At 62.9% G+C, this 18,373-nt stretch carries 21 protein-coding genes and 1 tRNA gene; 4 read left to right on the top strand and 18 right to left on the bottom strand.

What is annotated here, in order from left to right; all coding sequences use genetic code 11:
* Nucleotides 1-108 precede the first annotated feature (108 nt).
* Complete coding sequence (locus tag ACQS5P_RS20675) at nt 109-1,254, top strand: tRNA-queuosine alpha-mannosyltransferase domain-containing protein (protein ID WP_428938516.1); 1,146 nt, start codon at nt 109-111, stop codon at nt 1,252-1,254.
* Between the two features lie 150 nt (nt 1,255-1,404).
* Here ACQS5P_RS20675 and ACQS5P_RS20670 read toward each other — a convergent pair whose 3' ends face one another.
* From ACQS5P_RS20670 to ACQS5P_RS20655, 4 genes are all read right to left on the bottom strand, one after another.
* Nucleotides 1,405-1,692 (bottom strand): hypothetical protein, encoded by a 288-nt coding sequence (locus tag ACQS5P_RS20670; RefSeq protein WP_428938515.1) that lies wholly within the window; start codon nt 1,690-1,692, stop codon nt 1,405-1,407.
* 88 nt (nt 1,693-1,780) lie between these two features.
* Nucleotides 1,781-2,143, bottom strand: a complete 363-nt coding sequence (locus ACQS5P_RS20665; RefSeq protein WP_428938514.1) for a hypothetical protein — start codon at nt 2,141-2,143, stop codon at nt 1,781-1,783.
* Between the two features lie 113 nt (nt 2,144-2,256).
* A complete protein-coding gene (locus tag ACQS5P_RS20660; protein ID WP_428938513.1) occupies nt 2,257-2,517 on the bottom strand; it encodes a hypothetical protein in 261 nt (86 codons plus the stop codon).
* Nucleotides 2,518-2,525: 8 nt separating this feature from the next.
* Complete coding sequence (locus tag ACQS5P_RS20655) at nt 2,526-3,080, bottom strand: HYExAFE family protein (RefSeq protein WP_428938512.1); 555 nt, start codon at nt 3,078-3,080, stop codon at nt 2,526-2,528.
* Between the two features lie 22 nt (nt 3,081-3,102).
* Here ACQS5P_RS20655 and rsmD point away from each other — a divergent pair, with 22 nt between their 5' ends.
* A complete protein-coding gene (gene rsmD, locus ACQS5P_RS20650) occupies nt 3,103-3,672 on the top strand; it encodes a 16S rRNA (guanine(966)-N(2))-methyltransferase RsmD (protein WP_428938511.1) in 570 nt (189 codons plus the stop codon).
* On the top strand, nt 3,669-4,976 hold the full coding sequence (locus tag ACQS5P_RS20645) for a CCA tRNA nucleotidyltransferase (protein WP_428938510.1): 1,308 nt from the start codon (nt 3,669-3,671) through the stop codon (nt 4,974-4,976). Before rsmD ends, ACQS5P_RS20645 begins: the two co-directional genes overlap by 4 nt.
* Here ACQS5P_RS20645 and ACQS5P_RS20640 read toward each other — a convergent pair.
* From ACQS5P_RS20640 to rpmF, 10 genes are all read right to left on the bottom strand, one after another.
* Nucleotides 4,967-6,400, bottom strand: a complete 1,434-nt coding sequence (locus ACQS5P_RS20640; protein WP_428938509.1) for a DUF4139 domain-containing protein — start codon at nt 6,398-6,400, stop codon at nt 4,967-4,969. The two genes, ACQS5P_RS20645 and ACQS5P_RS20640, sit on opposite strands and share 10 nt — an antisense overlap.
* Nucleotides 6,401-6,406: 6 nt before the next feature.
* A complete protein-coding gene (locus tag ACQS5P_RS20635; RefSeq protein WP_428938508.1) occupies nt 6,407-7,612 on the bottom strand; it encodes a hypothetical protein in 1,206 nt (401 codons plus the stop codon).
* A 151-nt stretch (nt 7,613-7,763) separates the two neighbouring features.
* A complete protein-coding gene (locus ACQS5P_RS20630; RefSeq protein WP_428938507.1) occupies nt 7,764-8,078 on the bottom strand; it encodes a FliM/FliN family flagellar motor switch protein in 315 nt (104 codons plus the stop codon).
* An 82-nt stretch (nt 8,079-8,160) separates the two neighbouring features.
* A complete protein-coding gene (gene fabF / locus ACQS5P_RS20625) occupies nt 8,161-9,399 on the bottom strand; it encodes a beta-ketoacyl-ACP synthase II (protein WP_428941050.1) in 1,239 nt (412 codons plus the stop codon).
* Nucleotides 9,400-9,494: 95 nt separating this feature from the next.
* Nucleotides 9,495-9,734, bottom strand: a complete 240-nt coding sequence (gene acpP / locus ACQS5P_RS20620) for an acyl carrier protein (RefSeq protein ID WP_428938506.1) — start codon at nt 9,732-9,734, stop codon at nt 9,495-9,497.
* 173 nt (nt 9,735-9,907) lie between these two features.
* Nucleotides 9,908-10,645, bottom strand: a complete 738-nt coding sequence (gene fabG / locus ACQS5P_RS20615) for a 3-oxoacyl-[acyl-carrier-protein] reductase (protein ID WP_428938505.1) — start codon at nt 10,643-10,645, stop codon at nt 9,908-9,910.
* Between the two features lie 4 nt (nt 10,646-10,649).
* Entirely contained in the window at nt 10,650-11,591 is a 942-nt protein-coding gene (fabD, locus tag ACQS5P_RS20610) for an ACP S-malonyltransferase (protein ID WP_428938504.1), read from the bottom strand.
* Between the two features lie 124 nt (nt 11,592-11,715).
* A complete protein-coding gene (locus tag ACQS5P_RS20605) occupies nt 11,716-12,702 on the bottom strand; it encodes a beta-ketoacyl-ACP synthase III (RefSeq protein ID WP_428938503.1) in 987 nt (328 codons plus the stop codon).
* Between the two features lie 76 nt (nt 12,703-12,778).
* Nucleotides 12,779-13,795, bottom strand: coding sequence for a phosphate acyltransferase PlsX (gene plsX, locus ACQS5P_RS20600; protein WP_428938502.1), 1,017 nt, complete (start codon nt 13,793-13,795; stop codon nt 12,779-12,781).
* Between the two features lie 90 nt (nt 13,796-13,885).
* Nucleotides 13,886-14,071: a 50S ribosomal protein L32 gene (gene rpmF, locus ACQS5P_RS20595; RefSeq protein WP_428938501.1), complete on the bottom strand. Its 186-nt coding sequence runs from the start codon at nt 14,069-14,071 to the stop codon at nt 13,886-13,888.
* Nucleotides 14,072-14,317: 246 nt separating this feature from the next.
* Here rpmF and ACQS5P_RS20590 point away from each other — a divergent pair.
* Nucleotides 14,318-14,390, top strand: a tRNA-Phe gene (locus ACQS5P_RS20590).
* A 97-nt stretch (nt 14,391-14,487) separates the two neighbouring features.
* Here the strand turns inward: ACQS5P_RS20590 and ACQS5P_RS20585 are convergent.
* The 4 genes from ACQS5P_RS20585 to ACQS5P_RS20570 all read right to left on the bottom strand — a co-directional run bounded on the left by ACQS5P_RS20585 (nt 14,488) and on the right by ACQS5P_RS20570 (nt 18,310).
* Nucleotides 14,488-16,191 carry a hypothetical protein gene (locus tag ACQS5P_RS20585; protein WP_428938500.1) on the bottom strand — a complete coding sequence of 568 codons (1,704 nt, stop codon included), beginning with the start codon at nt 16,189-16,191 and terminating at the stop codon, nt 14,488-14,490.
* Between the two features lie 25 nt (nt 16,192-16,216).
* Complete coding sequence (locus ACQS5P_RS20580; RefSeq protein ID WP_428938499.1) at nt 16,217-17,125, bottom strand: hypothetical protein; 909 nt, start codon at nt 17,123-17,125, stop codon at nt 16,217-16,219.
* A 70-nt stretch (nt 17,126-17,195) separates the two neighbouring features.
* Nucleotides 17,196-17,486, bottom strand: a complete 291-nt coding sequence (locus ACQS5P_RS20575; RefSeq protein WP_428938498.1) for a hypothetical protein — start codon at nt 17,484-17,486, stop codon at nt 17,196-17,198.
* A complete protein-coding gene (locus ACQS5P_RS20570) occupies nt 17,483-18,310 on the bottom strand; it encodes a YggS family pyridoxal phosphate-dependent enzyme (RefSeq protein ID WP_428938497.1) in 828 nt (275 codons plus the stop codon). Before ACQS5P_RS20570 ends, ACQS5P_RS20575 begins: the two co-directional genes overlap by 4 nt.
* Between the last annotated feature and the right edge of the window lie 63 nt (nt 18,311-18,373).

Below are 18,373 nucleotides of genomic sequence, written 5' to 3'. Positions count from 1 at the left end.
CAGCAGCAAGCAGGCACAGCAGCGCGATGAGCAGCAAGCGGCGCGTCCGCGGCCCCTTGGGGAATCGCGTCATGGCCTTATAATGCGGAGCCGATCGCTTCGTGCAAGATGGCGACGGTCGCCAAGACGATGTCCACGCAACTCGACATCCTGTGCCTGGAGCCGTTCTACGGCGGGATTCGGCGGATCATGCTCGAGACGCTGATTCGCTGTAGCCGGCACCGCTGGACACTGCTGAAACTTCCGCCAAGGCGGATCGAGCGGCGGCTCTCGGCGGCGTCGGTCTGGTTCGCCGAGCTGCTCACGCGGCACTGGACCGGCAGCATCGACCTGCTGTTCACCAGCGAGGCACTGAACCTGGCGGACCTGCATCGGCTGCATCCCGAGCTCATCAAGAAGCCTTCGGTCGTCTATTTCCACAGCAATCAGTTGCCGGATGAAAATGGGCCGGCCGGACCGCTGGACCTGGTGAATCTCAACACCGCGATGGCCGCCACCGAGATCTGGTTCAACTCCATCTATCACCTGCGGACGTTCCTGGCCCGCGCCACTGCCGTCGTCAACCGCCACCATGAGATCTCCGGGCAGAATCCCGTGGCTGATCTTGCCGCCAAAGCCCAGCTCATGCCGCCGCCGGTGGACATGCAGATCATGCACGACCTGGTGAACAACGAGGTCATCCGCCGCGAAAAACGCAACATCTTCGTCGAGACCCGTGATGCGGATCTGCGGCTGCTGAACGCGACATTCGCAATGCTTCAGCGGCGGGGCGAACATTTCCATCTGTTCACCGTCGGCCCGGTCGAGGGACTCTTGCCGGACCTGAACCGAACCACCATCTCCGAGAACGACGAAATCGGGCAGTGCAGAGCCCTGCTCAGGTCCGGCATTTTCCTCAGTGCAAAGCCCGGTGCGCCGTTCGATCATCTGGCGGTTCGCGCGCTGGCGGCCGGCTGCTGGGCACTGTGCCCGCAGGTCGGGGTTTACGCTGAGCTGATGCCTGAGATGATGCACAGCCCGTGCCTCTACGACTACTCGCCGGACACGCTGGCCGGACGCATGCAGGATGTGTGGCATCTGGACCACGACCACGGTTACGAGTACGCGCTGAGCGACCTGCTGAAGCGTTACGATCCGGTGGTGGCGTGCAAGGCGATGGACGAGCGGCTGGAAGAGCTGGTGGTGGCGCATTCGGTGCTGGGTTCGCTGAACACGCCGACGGCATCCTCGACCCCGGGCATACGACAGAGTTGAAGGACATGTTGGCGGCGGCCAGAGAGCCGGCTGCGCGGTCGTTTCCGCCCCCCTACGTCCGATAATCCATGTTATGTTAAGTTCCGCGTCCCCGGGAAGCCCGCCGGGGCGTGCAGCGATCCGAGGTCGCTTCCTGCCTGGCGCCGACGATCACTTGAACGCATCCGCCAGCGAGCTGACCCCACGAAACTCCAGCGTCTTACGCCCGGCGTCCCAGGAGAAGACCGCGACCTGGCCGCTTCGATTCTCGGTCACGTACACGATCTCATCACCCTTGGTCGATCGCGTGGTGACCAGCGAATAGTCGCGATCCTTGATGGACATGTTCGCCTGCGCCGACTGCGGCGGGATCAGGTGAGCCACCGAGAGAATCACCGCGGTAACCGTGAGTACAGCGATAAGCAACGTTCGCGAGCTGATGGGCTTGTGGTCGTTCATGGCGGATCTTTCTGGCAAATGAGTTCTGCTGCGAGCGGAAACACGACGCACCGCCACGGAGACGGCCGTGGCAACGTCTGGCGCGGCCTTATCGATTGGCCGGGCGGTTGGGATTCACCGCCGGGCCGCCGCGGTCTGGCCGCTCACCCTCGGCGCCCCGCTGGAAGATCTGATGCAGATCGATCTTGTTGCGCATCATGTCGAATCGCCGGTTGGCGTCGTCGTAGCTGATGGCGCTGAGCTGCCCGTTGGACTGATCCACGACCACCACGATCCCGTTGGAGACGCCCAGTGCCTGGTACGGGATCATCAGGTAGTCGCCGGGGCGAACCCCCGTCGCTCGCCCGGCGGGCTGAGCCACGGCGGTGTTGTCCGGCCAGTGACGCCCCACCAGAGACAGCAGCAACAACACGTTGATGATCGCCAACACCCAAACAACGGCAGACTTCATGGCCGCCTCCAAAGGATTGTGGATTGGGAACTGTCGATTGCGGATCGGTCCAATGCGCTGTGCTGACCTGAGATCTGCATTCTCAGGTCCGCAACTCAAAAGAAGGTTCGATTTCAATCCAGGTGCGTGCGGCGGGCGTTCTTGAACATCACGCCGACGCACAGCGCCGCCAGCACGACCAGCAGCAGCCACATCAGCGCCGTCGAACGGCTCTCCAGCGTGACGTTGCCGGGATAGCCTTCCAGCCGGGCGTCATAGATCTTGCTCTCTTCGTCCTGGGCCAGCGCCGTGCCGGGAGACACGATCGCCGAGCCGATCACGAACGCCGCCGCCAGAATCCAGTTCAGCAGCCGCCGATGCAGTCGATGCTTCATGAGTTTCATCATAACCAGCATTCGATCGGGCGGGCAAGCTGGCGAAAATCTTCGGCGCTGAGCGAGACGGTTTCCCATTTCGGCGAGCGCCGCCGCATGTGGTTGCGGTATTCCGACAGCTCGATGCCCATCAGCAGGTACCAGCGATCGCGATGCTCGAACATGCCCGGCTCGGGCGTCAGCGGCGGCTGGATCCAGTAGACGAACGCCAGAATCGCCCGGAACCCCTCGCCAAAAACCTGCTCCCACTGAAGCAGGTCCTCCACGTCGCGCTGGGTGGCCCAGCTCTCATAGCTTCGCCGGGACCCGGTGCCGTCGCGACGTTGCCGCCCTTTCACGTCGATCAGCAGGTTCGGGCCATTGCGGCTGTACACCACGAAGTCGAAGCTCTTGAGCTTGGAATTGGCGAACAGCGCCTTTTTCGCCTCGTCAACCGCGACATAGGGGATGCCGCGGTGGCGAAGAAACGCTTCGAATGCAGCTTCGTAGTGGACATTTCGATCGGCCATGACAGCCCCGGTGCGGATGCCCATCGCGCCTGCGTGCTCGTTGCAGCCGGACATGTTAACCGATTAGGCTGTTGGGGTGCGAATTATTGCCGGAGAGTTTCGCGGGCGCAGGCTTCTGCCACCCGCTTCGCCAGCGACTCGCCCGATCACCGATCGCGTCAAGCAGTCGTTGTTCGATATTCTCACGCCCCAAATCCCCGGCGCCGTCGTCTACGATTGCTTCGCCGGAACCGGAAGCCTGGGGCTGGAGTCGCTGAGCCGCGGGGCGTCGCGCGCCACATTCTTCGAGCGGGATCGCGATGCAGTGGCGCGGCTGAAACAGAACATCCAGATGCTCGGATTGCAGGACCGCGCCCGGGTTGTCTCGGGCGACTTGTTCAAGTGGTTCATGAATGCAGCAAGACGGCCCGCCGAAGCCGACCGGGCCGATCTGGTCTTCCTGGACCCGCCCTACCGGTTTGTGCGCGACCTGCCCGAGCAGCTTCGGGCACTGGCCCGCGAGTTGAGCGCACACCACCTGTCCGACCGCGGGATCGTGGTCTTTCGTCATGATGCTCGCGACAGTCTGGAGCTGCCCATGCTGGTGCGTTACGATCGCCGCGACTACGGCGGCATGACGATCGAGCTGCTTCGCCGCGCACCATGAGCGACGCAAAGATTCCATCCTCCAGGCCGCCGTGCGATCGCGCCGACGCGCTGGCGGTGCTCAAGCGGCTGCGCGACGCGGGGTACGTGGCATACTTTGCCGGCGGTTGCGTGCGCGATGAGCTGCTGGGCATCCAGCCCAAGGACTACGATGTCGCCACTGACGCCCCGCCGCAACGCGTGCGCGAGCTGTTCAGCAACACGCAGGCGGTCGGCGCCGCGTTCGGAGTGATTCTGGTGCGCTATCGCCGCAGCGTGGTCGAAGTCGCCACCTTCCGAAGGGATGACGTTTATCTGGATGGTCGCCGACCCTCAAAGGTGCATTTCGCCACCGCCGAGGAAGATGCCAAACGCCGCGACTTCACCATCAACGGACTGTTCCTGGATCCGATCGAAAACCGGGTGATCGATTACGTTGGTGGGTTGGAGGATCTGAAGCGGCGGCTGATTCGCGCCATCGGCGATCCCAACCGCAGATTCGACGAGGATTACCTGCGGATGCTGCGCGCCGTCCGCTTTGCCGCCAGGTTCGGCTTCGAAATCGAGCCTGCCACCGCCGAGGCGATCCGCACGCACGCTGCGCGGCTGAAGGAGATCAGCCCCGAGCGCATCGCCGAAGAGCTTCGGCTGATGTTGACCGGGCCAACGCGAAACGCGGCTTGGCGGATGCTCAACGAGTTCGGGTTGGCGGATGTGATCTTCCGGTTCGCGCCGCCTGCCGATGCGAACACGGACGTTTTCACGAAGCTGGGCGATGAGCCGGCACCGTTTGGTCTGGTTCTGGCCGCGGCGCTGGTCTCGCGCTGTGCCGATCCGGCGCGACTGTTTGACCCCAAGGCCGCCAAAGCAGCCGCCAGGGCCATGCGGCAGGCGCTGCGCATCAGCAATGACGAGCAGACCGAGCTGATCGAGACGCTGATCGGCGTCGGTTTGGTTCTGAACCCGCCCCCGCCGACGCTGGCCAGAAAAAAACGCTTCCTGGCCCGCCCCACCGCGCCGCTGTCGCGCCGGCTGATGCGCGCGCTGGCCGAAAGCGGCTATCGTCGCCAGCAGATTCTCGAGCTGGAGCGCGAGTTCGACGCCCTGCTCAAGGCCGACTATGCCCCCCCGCCGCTGATCACCGGCGACGACCTCACCGCCGCCGGCCTTCAGCCGGGGCGGCTCTTCAAGCGACTGCTCGATGAAGTCTACGACGCCCAGCTCGAGGGACGCGTGCAGACCAGGGAACAGGCCCTGGAGCTGGCGTTGCGCCTCGCGGCCGAAGCAGGCGGCGACGCGACACGCTCGCCAGAACGTCATGGCTGAACCTGCGCGCCCTCCAGCGTCACGTTCGACTGCGTCGCGTTACGACCCTGGTGCGTCAGCACCTCATACAGCAGTTGGGCCTTCTGCGCGGGCGCGACCGTCGTGGTGAACTGCACCGTCTGGAAATCGTGCAGTTTTGGCTCCAGCGCGCTGCGGAAGACCACATGCCCCGCAAACGCGCGGCGAATCTCGACCTCGATCGGCTTGCTCGTGTAGTTGCGGATGCGCTGGGCGTAAACACTGTGATCGTCCCAGCCAACCACCGATGAATTGATCTCGATACGCCCGGCTCCATCATCGACACGACGCAGCACGTCGGCGCCATTGAGCTGCATCCAGATGTTGTCACGCCACGCCCGACGCTTAACAAGCTGGAAGATCACTTCCGGGTCCTCGCCAAGATTCAGCTCGATCTTGTCGCCGATCGGGACGTACTTGATCTGCTGGGCGGTGAGGAACGAAAGCCCGTCGCGGCCATTGTCGCGGAAACAGCGAACCACCCCGTCCGGCAGCGGCGTCGTGCCCAGCTTCGACTCGGTGTTGTTGGTCAGCAGGTACATCCGCACCAGGCGATCGCCGTACTCCTGCGGACGGTAGCGGTACTGGATCGTGAACGGCACGGTCTTGCCTTCGAAGCTCCGCATCCGCTTCGACCAGCCGTGGGGAATCGTTTCGGTGCCTTCGATGGAGTACATGAAGTATTCGCTGAGGCCTTCCTTGACGATCTGCTTTTGGGCCGGCGCCGACGGCGCCGCAGCGGCCCTGCCCGACAATGTCGACAGACGGTCCGCCGTCTCGAATGCATCCTTGGCCGCGAGCTCGCGGTACTGTCTTCGCACTTCTTCTCCCAGTTTGGACACCTCGCTCATCGGCACCTGGGCGAGCTGCGCGATCTTTTCGACGAGATTGATTGTTCCCACCACCAGCCGCACCTGCGCGTTCTGGTAATCCTCGCCGCTGTTGTTCGTGACCCGCACGAAGCCCTCGAAGCTCATCTGGCTTTCGTCGCGGTTGGCGATCGCGACGTAATCCGCCGACCACGTAATCCCCGACGTGAAATACGTGATCTGAATCGTCGCCTCGCCGTCGATCTCGCTCTGCACGTTCCAGTAAAGCATCTGCGGCTTGTCGTGCGGGAAGACGGTGTCGAGCACATCGAGCTTGTCCGGGTTGCTCAGGAATTTCAGCTCAACCGAGCTGGGGTCGATCAGGGTGTTGGCCCAGGAGAACTGAAGCGGATTGACGCCCTTCTTGAACGTGACGATGCGTGTTTCGCGCACAAGGGTCAGGTCTTCGCTGTTGTAGATCGTGAGCTGGACGCTGGCGCGCGACGGAACCGTCGAGAGATCAACGTTCTTGGCAGCAGCCGACGTCACAAACCACGCCAGCGCCGGCAGCAGCAGTGACAGGATTCGGTATCGCATGTTCGATTACCACTCGTTCTTGAGGATCAGGTGGAGTTTGTGGACGATTTTCTCGGCCTTGCCGTCGTTGCCGCGCGCGGGCAGGTCGGCGTGGAACACGAGCCGGTCGGAGGTGCTGCGCTCGGCATCGGGGCCGGGCTTGAAGGTCGTCTCGTTGCCCATCTCCCACTGCACATCGCGCCCTGTGTCGCCGCGAAGCTGGTTGCGGATCATCCGCAGGCTCTCGCAGACGTCGAGCGTAATGGGCTTGTCCTTGAAGTTCTCGATCTCGTATTTGATGATGACTTCCTGATTCCACAGGTTGCCCGCCACTCGCGTGGTGTTGCTGCGTTCGATCGTGCGTCTGACGACCACATCCTGCGCCACGCCCAGATACAGCTTCATCTCGTCGTCGATGGGAGTGAACTGCCCCCAGTCTTCGCCAAGAAACGCTGTGGCGCCTTCGCGCTGGCCTTCAATGAAGATCCGCACCTTCCCGAAGGGCAACGCCGCGGTACCGAGGCGGCTGGCCTTGTCGTTCCTGATCACGTAGTGCATCGGCACGCGAAGCTTCTGCTGTGCCGGATCCAGATAGCCGAACTGCTCCAGGTCGCAGGTCCAGGTTTTTCGCACCGGCACGTTGTCGATCCGCGCCATCAGCATCTCCATCGTCTGGTTGATCCCGATCGGCTTGCGGAACTCCGTGCCGAAGCCGGCCCACAGCTCGCTGGAACCGAACTCCTCGTTCGCCAGGTTCTGAAGCCGCAGATACTGCGAAAGCGAGAGGGTTTTCTCATCGTTGGAGGCGATGGCGCGATAGTTGAAGCTTTTGGAGAGGTTGCCCAGCACGTAGCTGATGCGGACCCTGGCGCTGCCCGAGTCGCTGGCGCCCACCGCCCACACCAGCGACGGCTCGTTGGGCGGATAGCTCACCGAAAGCACCTTCACGTCGAGCTGCGGCTGGTCTGCGGCGCCCGGGCCGATCACCCGAAACACGATCGTGTTCGGATCGATTTGGGTATTGCTCCAGGAGAAATCCACCTGATTCTCGCCCTTGACCAGCGGCACGATCCGCTCCTCTTCCACCAGCGTGACGTCCTGATGGTCAAGCTGTATCTCTACCCGCTCCCGCACCGGTAGCGTGATCAGCTTGATCCGTGCCCGTGCTACGGCGGGCCAGGACATCGCCGCCCCGGCCAGCAACATGACGGTCATCCGTTTCCAATGGCGCATAGCCTGACTCCCTGGCCGCGCGCGGCCCTGTCGCATATTGCGGCGGACCGTTGCAGCCCCTTCGTGGTTATCTGCGATGATGTGTGTTGGACGCGGCGGCGACGCCAAAGTTCCCCACCGCAATGGAAGGTCTACAGGCGTCTTGCCCGATTCAGCTCGACTGTCCCATCGATCGGATCACGGACTTGACATCCCCGATCTGTGTGATGCGCAGGCCGAAGTTCTCACCCACCTTCACCGCCTCGCCCAGCGCAATCGGCTTGTTGTTGATCAGCAGTTCCAGCGGTTCATCGCTGGGCTTGAAAAACTCGATGATCGATCCGGTCCCCAGTCGCAATACCTCCGACATGGCCAGTTTGCGCTCAGCCAGCTTCACGATCACGGGAACCTCCAGCCGCAGGATGCGCTGGAGCTCGGACTGCGACGGCGCGGGCGGCGCCTGACGAAATGCCTGCAAAACGGCCACGGTTCGATCCCTCTTACGTGACTCTTGCAATTATCGGCACTCGGGCGGAGCTGGCAACAGTTCGCCGCCATCGCCCCGGCGGTCAGATTTTCTTCAGCAGGATCGATGCGTTGTGCCCGCCGAAACCGAAGCTGTTCACCATTGCATACTCAACCTTCATATCCCGGGCGCGGTTGGGGACATAGTCCAGGTCGCACTGGGGATCCTGATTGTCCAGGTTGATGGTTGGGGGCACCAGATTCCGCTGGACGCTCAGGGCCGTGGCGACCGCCGCCACTCCACCCGCAGCCCCCAGCAGATGTCCGATCATGCTCTTGATCGAGCTGACGGCCAGCTTGCGGGCATGCGCCCCGAAGGTGACCTTCAGCGCCTTGGTTTCGGCGATATCGCCCAGGGGAGTACTGGTGCCGTGGGCGTTGATGTAGTTGACCACGTCCGGGTTGACGCCCGCGTCTTTGAGCGCGAAGTTCATGGCCATCGACGCGCCCAGCCCTTCTTCGTGGGGCGCGGTGATGTGGGTGGCGTCGGCGGTCATGCCGTAGCCGACAATCTCGGCATAGATGTTGGCGCCGCGCCGCCGGGCATGCTCGTACTCTTCCAGCACGACCACGCCGGCTCCCTCACCCATGACAAAGCCGTCGCGATCTCTGTCCCAGGGACGGCTGGCACGCTGTGGATCGTCGTTGCGTGTGGAAAGCGCCCGCGCGGCGCTGAAGCTGGCCACCCCAAGTTCGCACAGCGCCGCCTCCGACCCGCCGGCGATCATCACGTCCGCCAGATCGTGCTGGATGAACCTGGCCGCGTCCCCCACTGCGTTCAGGCCGGTCGCGCACGCCGTCGCCACCGCCGAGTTCGGGCCGCACAGCCGGTAGAGGATCGAGACGTTTCCGCTGGCGGCATTGACCATCAGGCGGGGCACGGTGAACGGGCTGACGCGGCTGGGACCGCGATGCACGAGGATACGGTTCTGCTCTTCCAGCGTCTCGATACCCCCGATCCCGCTGCCGATCAGCACTCCGCAGCGGAACGCGTCCTCCCGTGAAAAGTCGATCCCCGAGTCCTTGACCGCGCTGATTGACGCTGCGATGCCGAACTGTCCGAACCGATCCAGCCGCTTGGCTTCACGAACGTCGATTCCGTAGCGGGTGACGTCGAAGCTCGCACACTCCCCGCCGAAGCGGGTCGGGTACTTGCTCGGATCCCAGCGTGTGATCGGTCCGATACCGCTTCGCCCGGCGCACAGCGCGTCCCAGAGCTGCTCAACCGTCTCTCCAAGCGACGTGACGACGCCCAAACCCGTGATGACTACCCGGCGACGCATGGTTGATCGCGAGTTGCCAGTTTTCATCGCCCGGTTCTCAGCCGTCATGCGCGCAGCCCACGGGCACCTGACCACCGGCAACTGTCAACTTGAGCCTACTTATTCTGATGTTCCTTGATGTAATCGATCGCCTGTCCGACGGTCTGGATCTTCTCCGCTTCCTCGTCCGGGATCGACAGTTCAAATTCATCCTCGAATTCCATGACGAGTTCCACGGTATCCAGAGAGTCGGCGTTGAGGTCGTTGATGAAGTGCGTTTCCCGAGTGATTTCACTCTTGTCCACGCCCATCTGCTCGCTGACGATCTCGATAACCTTCTGCTCAATGTCGTCCATGGTCGTTCCCTGTGGTCGTTACTTGTCTGTCGCTGTCCCGATACGGTCTGACGCGGTTTTGGTCTTGCCTGGCCGGCCACGTTGACCGGCGGATGAACGCGAAAACTATAGCCGCATCCCCCTTGTTTGCAACTCGTTAGTGGCGCCGGCCTCTGCCGCGGCGCCGCTCAAGCCTACATCACCATCCCTCCATCCACGCAGAGCACCTGCCCCGTGATGTACGAGGCATCTTCCGAGGCCAGAAACGCAACCGCCGCGGCAACTTCCTCCGGCTGCCCGAAGCGCCTCAGGGGGATCATCGCCCTGGCAGCTTCTTTGATCTGGTCGTTCAACCCTTCGGTCATGTCTGTGGCGATGAAGCCCGGGGCAATGGCGTTGCAGGTCACGCCTTTGCCCGCCAGTTCCTTGGCCACCGATTTGGTCAGCCCCAGCAAGCCCGCCTTGCTGGCCGAGTAGTTCACCTGCCCCTTGTTCCCCGCCACGCCCGAGACGGAGCTGATGTTGATGATCCGTCCGCTTCTGGATCGCATGATGTACCGCGCCGCCGCTCGCGTGGCCACAAACGCGCTTTTGAGATTCGTGTTGATCACCACGTCGAAATCGGAATCATCCATGCGCAGAAACAGCCCGTCCCGCGTGATTCCCGCGTTGTTCACCAGCACATCGATCCGGCCGTGCTTCTCGCCCACCTTTTCGATGGCCTCGGCCAGAGCGCGAGAGTCGGCGATATCACAAACAACCGCTTCGGCCGACCCGCCGGCCGATTCGATCTCCCCCACCACCGATGCCAGCTTATCGGCGCTGCGGGCAATGGCCACCACATGCAGACCGTCCCGCGCCAGCCGCCGCGCGATCGCCTGTCCGATCCCACGCGAACCCCCCGTCACAATGGCCACTCGTTTTTCTGTCATGGCGTCACCCTACCGGTTTGTACTGCTGCACGGCGTCGGCGGTCGAGAGCGCCTGGATCTGGATCCGGCGGTTGATCTTCTTGAGCAGACCACTGAGCACCCTGCCCGGCGCCAGCTCGATCCACTGCGCTTCGCCATGGGAAATCAACTCCTGCATGGTCTGTTCCCATCGTACCGGCTTGACGATCTGCTCGACCAGCAGCCGCCTGATCGATGCCGCGTCGGTGTGTGGCCGGGCGGTGACGTTGGCGTAGACCGTGGTATGCGGCGGCGCCAGGGCGACCTTCTCCAGCTCCCCGGCCATGCGCTGGGCCGCCGGCTGCATCAGGGGGCTGTGGAACGCCCCGGCGACTTTCAGGGGGATCGCCTTGAACCCCGCCGCCTCCGCCGCCTGCGCCAGTCGCTGGCAGGCTCCGATCGCCCCGCTGACGACGATCTGCCCGGGCGAATTGAAGTTCGCCGGCACCAGAACCTCGCCCTGAGCATTTTCGTCACAGAGCCTGATGACGGCCGGCTCGTCGGCGCCCATCAGGCTGACCATCGTGCTGGGGGTCGCGACGGCGGCCTGCTGCATATAACGGCCGCGCGCGGCGACCAGCTTCAAACCGTCCTCGAACGAGAACGCCCCGCCCAGGTGTAGCGCCGTGTACTCGCCCAGACTCAGCCCCGCATAGGCACCGACCTGCTGCGGCTGAATGACCCCCGCCTCCCGCGCCGCCGCGAAGCACGCGACGCTGGTCACGTAGATCGCCGGCTGGGCAATGTCGGTCTGATTGAGCCGCTGCTCCGGGCCGTTGAAGCAGATGTCGGCAAGGTCAAAGCCCAGGATCGCGTTGGCTCGATCAAACACGTCGCGCGCGACGGCAAAGGCCTCGACGAAATCCTTGCCCATCCCGACGACCTGCGCGCCCTGTCCGGGGCAGAGAATGTACGTCTTGCTCGTCATTGATCCTGTAGTTTGTTGCAGGCATCCGGCCTGCGTTCACGACATTCGGCGGTCAATACCTCGACGAACTGATGTTCGAGATTACAAGGCACGGGTAAACACGACCGTGAGACAAATGCTGCATTCACATGCGTACCACGGCGTTGGCCCAGGTCAGCCCCGCGCCAAACGCCACGAAAATGACCACATCTCCCCTGACCAGCCTGCCGGCGCGCACCGCCTCGTCCAGCGCGATCGGAATCGACGCCGACGACGTGTTGCCGTAGCGGTCGATGTTCACGTATGCCTTCTGCGGCGGCAACTGGAGCTTCTCCATCGCGCTGTCGATAATCCGCTGATTCACCTGGTGCGGAATGATCAGCTTAACCTTTTCGGCCGTCAGTTCGCATTTGTGCATCGCATCGCTGATCAGCTCGTGAAAGCGCTGCACGGCGAACTTGTACACGTCGCGGCCCTTGATCTTCATGAACTGCTGTCGCCCAGCCACCATCGGCTCATTGATGGGGTGCCTGGATCCCGGCAGGCAATGGAGCATCTCCCAGCCATGTCCATCGGCATGGAGGCTGGAGTAGAGCAATCCGCGGTTCGGTTCGTCGCTGCGCTGAAGCACGACGGCGCCGGCGCCATCACCAAAAAGGATGCAACTGGCGCGATCCTGGTAATCGGTAATGCGGCTGAGGGTCTCGGCGCCAATCGCCAGCACGGTCCTGTACTTGCCGGACTTGATGAACGCCGCGGCCGTGTCCAGCGTGTACAGAAATCCGCTGCACGCGGCCGCCAGGTCGAACGCGGGCGTCGAATCCAGCCCCAGCGAGGCCGCCACAAAGCAGGCGGTGCTGGGGAAGGTCATCTCCGGCGTGATGGTGCCGCAGACGATCAGGTCCAGGTGTTTGGGTTCCAGCCCGGCGGCTTGCAGCGCCCTGGTGGCGGCGTGACTGGCAAGGGTGGCGGTGGATTCATGGGCGGCGGCGATCCGCCGCTCGCGTATGCCGGTCCGCTGCACGATCCATTCGTCGTTGGTATCCACCATCTTCGACAGATCGTCGTTGGTCAGGCGTTTTTCCGGCACGTAACTGCCGGTTCCGAGGATGACGGCGCTGGGCGTGCTCATAGTTGCCGATGGTGCCAGCGGGCTTTGCGAAAGACCGGCTGCAATTCCTCGCTGCACAATCGCGATCCGCGATCGTCTACGCTTGTGCCAGACTCTTCTCCACTCGTTCCACGATCTTCCTGTTCACGCCGCTGTTGACCAGTTGCCTGGCCACGCGGATCGCGTTCTTGATCGCCCTGGCCTCGCTGCGGCCATGGCAGATCAGGCAGTAGCCGCCCACTCCCAGCAGCGGCGCGCCGCCGTATTCCTGCCAGTCGTGCTTGGCATAGATCTTTTTCATCACCGGCTTGAACGGCTCGACCAGTTCCGGGGCGTTCTGATCGATCTCCGCCAGGATCGTCTGGAACATCCCCTCGGCGATGCCTTCGGTGAACTTGAGGATGATGTTTCCGACGAAACCATCGCAGACCACCACGTCCACCACGCCCTTGAAGATGTCGCGCCCCTCGACATTGCCGACAAAGTTGATCAGCGGCTCATCGCGCATCAGCTTGCGGGCTTCCTTGACGGTGGCGGTGCCCTTGGCGTCTTCCTCGCCGACGCTCAACAGCCCCACGCGCGGATTTTCGATGCCGCAGACATCATGGGCGTAGGCGCTGGCCATGATTGCATACTGCTGGAGGTGTCGCGGCTGCGGGGCGATGTTGGCGCCCACATCGATGATCGTCACCGGGCCATGAAATGTCGGGATGATCACCGCGATTCCCGGGCGGACGATTCCGGGCAAAAGCCGCATGCGAAGCTGCGCCGCCGCCACACACGCGCCGGTGTTGCCGGCGCTGATCGCCGCATCCGCCTCCCCGCGCGCCACCATCCTGCACATCACGCTGATCGAGCTGTCCGGCTTGGAGCGAATCGCCTCCACCGGCGGCTCGTCCATCTCGATCACCTGCGTCGTGGGCACGATGTTGAAGTGTCGCTTCTGCACGTCGGGGGGCAGCCCGCTGGAACTCAACCCGGCCTCGATCACCTTCTGGTCCCCCACCAGGTGTATCACGTCCTGGCCGTTCAGCAGGCTGACGGCATCGAAGCAACCTTTGAGAATGGCGGCGGGTGCACGGTCGCCGCCCATCACGTCCACCGCAGCTCGCACCGACGTGTCCTCCCAAACCAGGGACGAAGGCAGACGAATGAAGCCATCCGCCTCGGCTTCATCGATCGACCTTCAGCCCTGTGCCTTACGTTACGTCTGTTCCGTCTCCACCTGTAATGCCAGCTTGGGGTTCACGTACCCGCAGTTGCCACAGGCGGCGTGCGGAAGCTTGGCGTTGCCGCATTGCGGGCAGCGCACATAATGAATCGGCTTCAGCGCGTGATGCGAACGACGCTTGCGCTTGCGCGACTTGGATATTCGTTGTACAGGCAGCATATAAAAAACCAACGGCGGGCATGACCCGCCGCCGCTCCATTGGGAGCGGTACGTTATGGGCAGCCAACGCTTCTGTCAAGAACCGCCTTGCCCGCTATAACCCCGATCCTCCCAAGCGGCTGCGGGAGAATCGTCCCACGGCGGCGCGACGCCCGACCGCAAACCAGCCGCCTTGGCAACTTGCATTCAGCGCTGTGCCTCCTAGAATAATTCGCGCTGGCCAGCTTACTGCCCAAGCCAGCCCGGGGGCAGGTAGCTCAGTTGGTAGAGCAATGGACTGAAAATCCATGTGTCGGCGGTTCGATTCCGCCCCTGCCCATCACAACCCCTGAGAAGTCAGGGGTTTTTTTGTTCCTCCTGCCCGTCGCCGCCTTCGGACGACACCGTCATCCACGGCAACGTCATCCATCGCACACTCATTCGAAATCCAGGCAGTAGATCTTGGCCCCAGACAGGCGAAAGCGGAGCATCACCGGTTCGCCGGGTTTGACGCCCAGGTCATCGGCGGACTTCCAGGAGATCAGCCGGCGGTACTGGTCGCCATTGATCGGGACACACTCGTCGAACGACCGGCCGGGGATCGTCTGGCCGTGCAGCCCGGCGGCTTCGACGAGAATCTGTCCGGTCGCTCGTGTCACTGCATTGATTCGCAGCCTGCTTGCGGGAGCCACAATCGCCACCGTCGCAAAGCCCCCCTGCTCCTCGGCTTCGATGGCCATCAGGCGTCCCTTGGGCCAGATGGCTGCGGCCCAGCGTTGGGTGATGTGGCCACGCGGATAGCGGGTGGTCAAAAGATCGCCTCGGAACGGCAGGATCCAGTCGCCGTTGCCCAGCTCCACCAGCCCGCCGTTCAGTGCCCAGACCGAGCCACCGTCCCACTGGCCCCAGTTGGACGTATCCACCACCGGCGCACGAACGCGGTTCCAGGTCTTGCCGTTGTAGCTGCTGTAAAGGTCGATCACGCAGCGATCCTGGCTGCGCTGCCAGCGCGTCGGGAACATCAGGTGATGATCCGGCGCTTTGGGGATCGTCGTGTACAGGCAATACTGGAATGTGTCGGTCGGTGGCATGTCGTTGCCGGTCTCGATGATCGGATCGGCAAGCGGAAAGTACCGGAAATCGGCCGACTCGGATCGCCCGATGCCGAAGCGAATGGTGGCCTTGTAGTAGTCTTCCTTCCAATCGTCGCTCTTGGGCTGGGGGGCAAAGCCCTGGGCTCGTGGGCCGATCATGTGCGATCGGATGATCATCACGTACTTTTTGAGCTTCCGGTCGTAGTACAGGTATTGCCCGCCGTCGCAGGTCTCCACGCTCAGGGGTAATTCCGTGCGCCGCCAGTTCAGTCCATCCGGCGAAGTAAAGCCCCACACCGCCTGCACCACCTTCGGGTTGATCTCCACCGCCATGCGCTGGTAGGGCTTTTTGTCCTTCCAGTGTTTCTCGAACTCCTCAACAGTCCATTCCTCATTGCTGAGCTGCTTGAAGCGTTCCTGCGGCGGCGCGCTTGGATCGTACATGCCGCGAAACGAGCCTGGTCCGCCAAGGTTGTTGTCCCTGCTGCCATTGAACTCCACCAGCCCCAGCTTTGGGCGAATCCATGTCAGCCCGTCGGTCGATTCGAAATAGCAGTTTCCCCCTGGCTTGCACACGCCCCAGGCCATGATCTTGCCATCATCGAGCTGATAGACGGAGGTGATCTGGATGCCCTCGGCTTCCCACGGGTATTCGGGCTTGATGGGAAACTCCCCCTTGACAGCCGGCTCGGCGACGAGCCTGACGCCGTGGGGAATGTCGATTTCCTTCCAGTGCACGTGCGGGTCGCCGGGCAGCGCCTTGACATCCCGCCGGGCGAAGACCGACTCTCCTTCGTCATTGACGTAGTCGAACTGCCCGGGCTTGACCCAGTACCAGGTGGTGAAGACGATGCGCTTGCCTTCCAGTTCGTAGGGCTCGCCGTAGCCCAGTTCGTGGTAGCTGGCCAGCACCATGCCCGGCGAGCTGATCAAGAGCATGAGCAGTGTGGTCAGAATGGCCCCACCGTCGCGAAATGCCGCGGATTGAAGCGATCCGTCGGATGAATCAGACTTCACCTGAGATTCGCCAAGGCATTGGCTGTGCATCATGGACTCCGCGCTGGTGGCACGATCAGCCAGGGAAGAAGTTGACCTTCACGTAGGCATACAGCAGTGAGATGATCGCGACGATCACGCTGGCCCAAAGGGTGATCTTGAGGATGCGAATACGGTTGGCGATTTCCTTGTCGCGCCACTCGGCAAGCCGCCGATCGATTTCGTCGAGCTTGCGGTCGATGCGGGCTTCGATTTCGTCCAGTTTCTGGTTCAGGTAGACGTCGGCATGTCGCTTGACCCGGCTGGCCAGGCCCCCGAACAAGCCGGATTCTTCGATTTCCTGCTTGATGCTGGTCTCCCTGGCCGGGGAAACGGGAGTGAGGCTGGGCGTCTGCGGATGGGCCGGCGGGGTCGTCTGCCCGGCGCCCGGTTGGGGTGGCAGGTATTGATACTCCGCCGACTGCGCCTGGTCCTCCCCGAGCATGTTCGAGACGATCGACCCGATCCAGGCACGGCGCTTGCGATTGAGCCGGGAGAACAGCCCTTCCTGTTTCTTGAGTTTGCGAATCAGCGCCCGCATGTCCTCGTCACCGCGCAGCTCCACGCCGCGCATCACCGCCAGCGCCACCAGCCCGCGATGCGACAATCCCTCAAAGCGCATCGACTTGATCCGGGAGATCTCCACGGCGAGCTGTTCTTTGGAGGCGTTGGCGGGAACGGGCCGGCGTCCCCAGCGGACCACGTCCAGCAGGGCCTCGCGATCCATGGCGGCGATCATCTGCCGCCGCTCGTAGATCGCTGCGGCAAGGTCCTGTTGCGAGCGGTAACGCGTGTGATCCAAACCCAGGTCTTCCGCCAGATTCTGAAGTTCATCACGGGGAAGTTCCTGAAGCTGGCGAAGGGAGGCCGACGCTGAGACGGTTACGGCCTCGGCGCCGCCGCGCCAACTGCCGGCCGATTGCGAAGTGTGAGACGATCCGCTCATTTGTGTTTGCGTCTTCCCGGCGATCGGCACTTCCCGCGGACCCGAGCCCCTAGCCAGGCTGCCGGGCACATCACTTCAGCGTGCGGGCGATGTCCGCCACCACGTGATGCGCGTGCCACAGCAGCACAAACACCACGCACAACAGCCCGCAGATCAGCACGTCGCCCCAGAATGTGCGGAACCGCAGGCGAAGCCCCTGCACGATGATGTATCGCCGCAGGATGCTGACGTACCGGTCTGTGCCCGCCAGCCAGACCCACCAGCCGTACAGGGATTGAAGGGTCACGATGCTGGCGTAGATCGTGACCGCCCAGCCCAGCATCCATCGGAAGCTATCGAACGGGTCATCCAACGGGATCACTCGGCGCGCTCCTGCTGATCCGCTTCCTGCTCATCATGATCGTGTGTCTGGCCGCCGAACAGCGCCGTGCCGATTCGAACCATCGTGGCGCCTTCGGCGATGGCGATTTCGAAGTCGTTGCTCATCCCCATGCTCAGGTGCCGAAACGCCGTCCCGCCAATCTTATGCCACTTCATCTCCTCGAAGATCTCGCGTGTGCGGGCAAAGCAGCGGCGGATCTTTTCCTGATCGTCGGTCAGCGGGCCCATGCTCATCAGCCCGATGAGCTGAAGATGCGGCATCGTGTCGATCTGCTCGGCCAGGTGCACCGCCGCCCCCACCGCCACCCCGAACTTCTGCGGCTCCTCGGAGGCGTTGATCTGCATGAGCACGGGAAGCCGGCGTTCGGCCTTGGCGCAGGCGGCTTCCAGGTCCTCGGCCAGCCGCAGCGAATCGACGCTGTGAATCACCGTCACCAGCGGAAGGACCTGCTTGATCTTGTTGCGCTGGAGGTGTCCGATCATGTGCCAGCGGAGCTTGCCGGGCACGTCGGCGCTTTCCGGCCCGCCGCGGGCCAGTTGCCGCTGATGAAACTCATTGACCTGCACCACCCGCTGCGTCAGCACCTGCACCCGGCTTTCGCCAAGATCGGCCACGCCGAGCTGAAGAACTTCGCGAATCTGCTCCGGGGCGGCGGTTTTCGTCACCGCCACCAATGTCACCTCCGACGGATCGCGCTTCGCCCGTATCGCGGCATTGGCGATCCGGTCACGAATCTCATGCAACCTGTCCGCAAGCGGCGATTTCCTGGCCACGTACGACTCCTCAGGTCCAAGATGAAGCATGAAGGATGAATGGCCCCTCATCCTTCCGCCTTCATCCTTCATCCATTCTGAATTGGCATTATA

It is taken from the genome of Fontivita pretiosa (assembly GCF_050410795.1).
Taxonomy (GTDB): Bacteria; Planctomycetota; Phycisphaerae; order Tepidisphaerales; family Tepidisphaeraceae; genus Fontivita; species Fontivita pretiosa.
The sequence above is the reverse complement of the archived record's forward strand: the minus strand, read 5'-3'. Positions and strand labels throughout refer to the sequence as shown.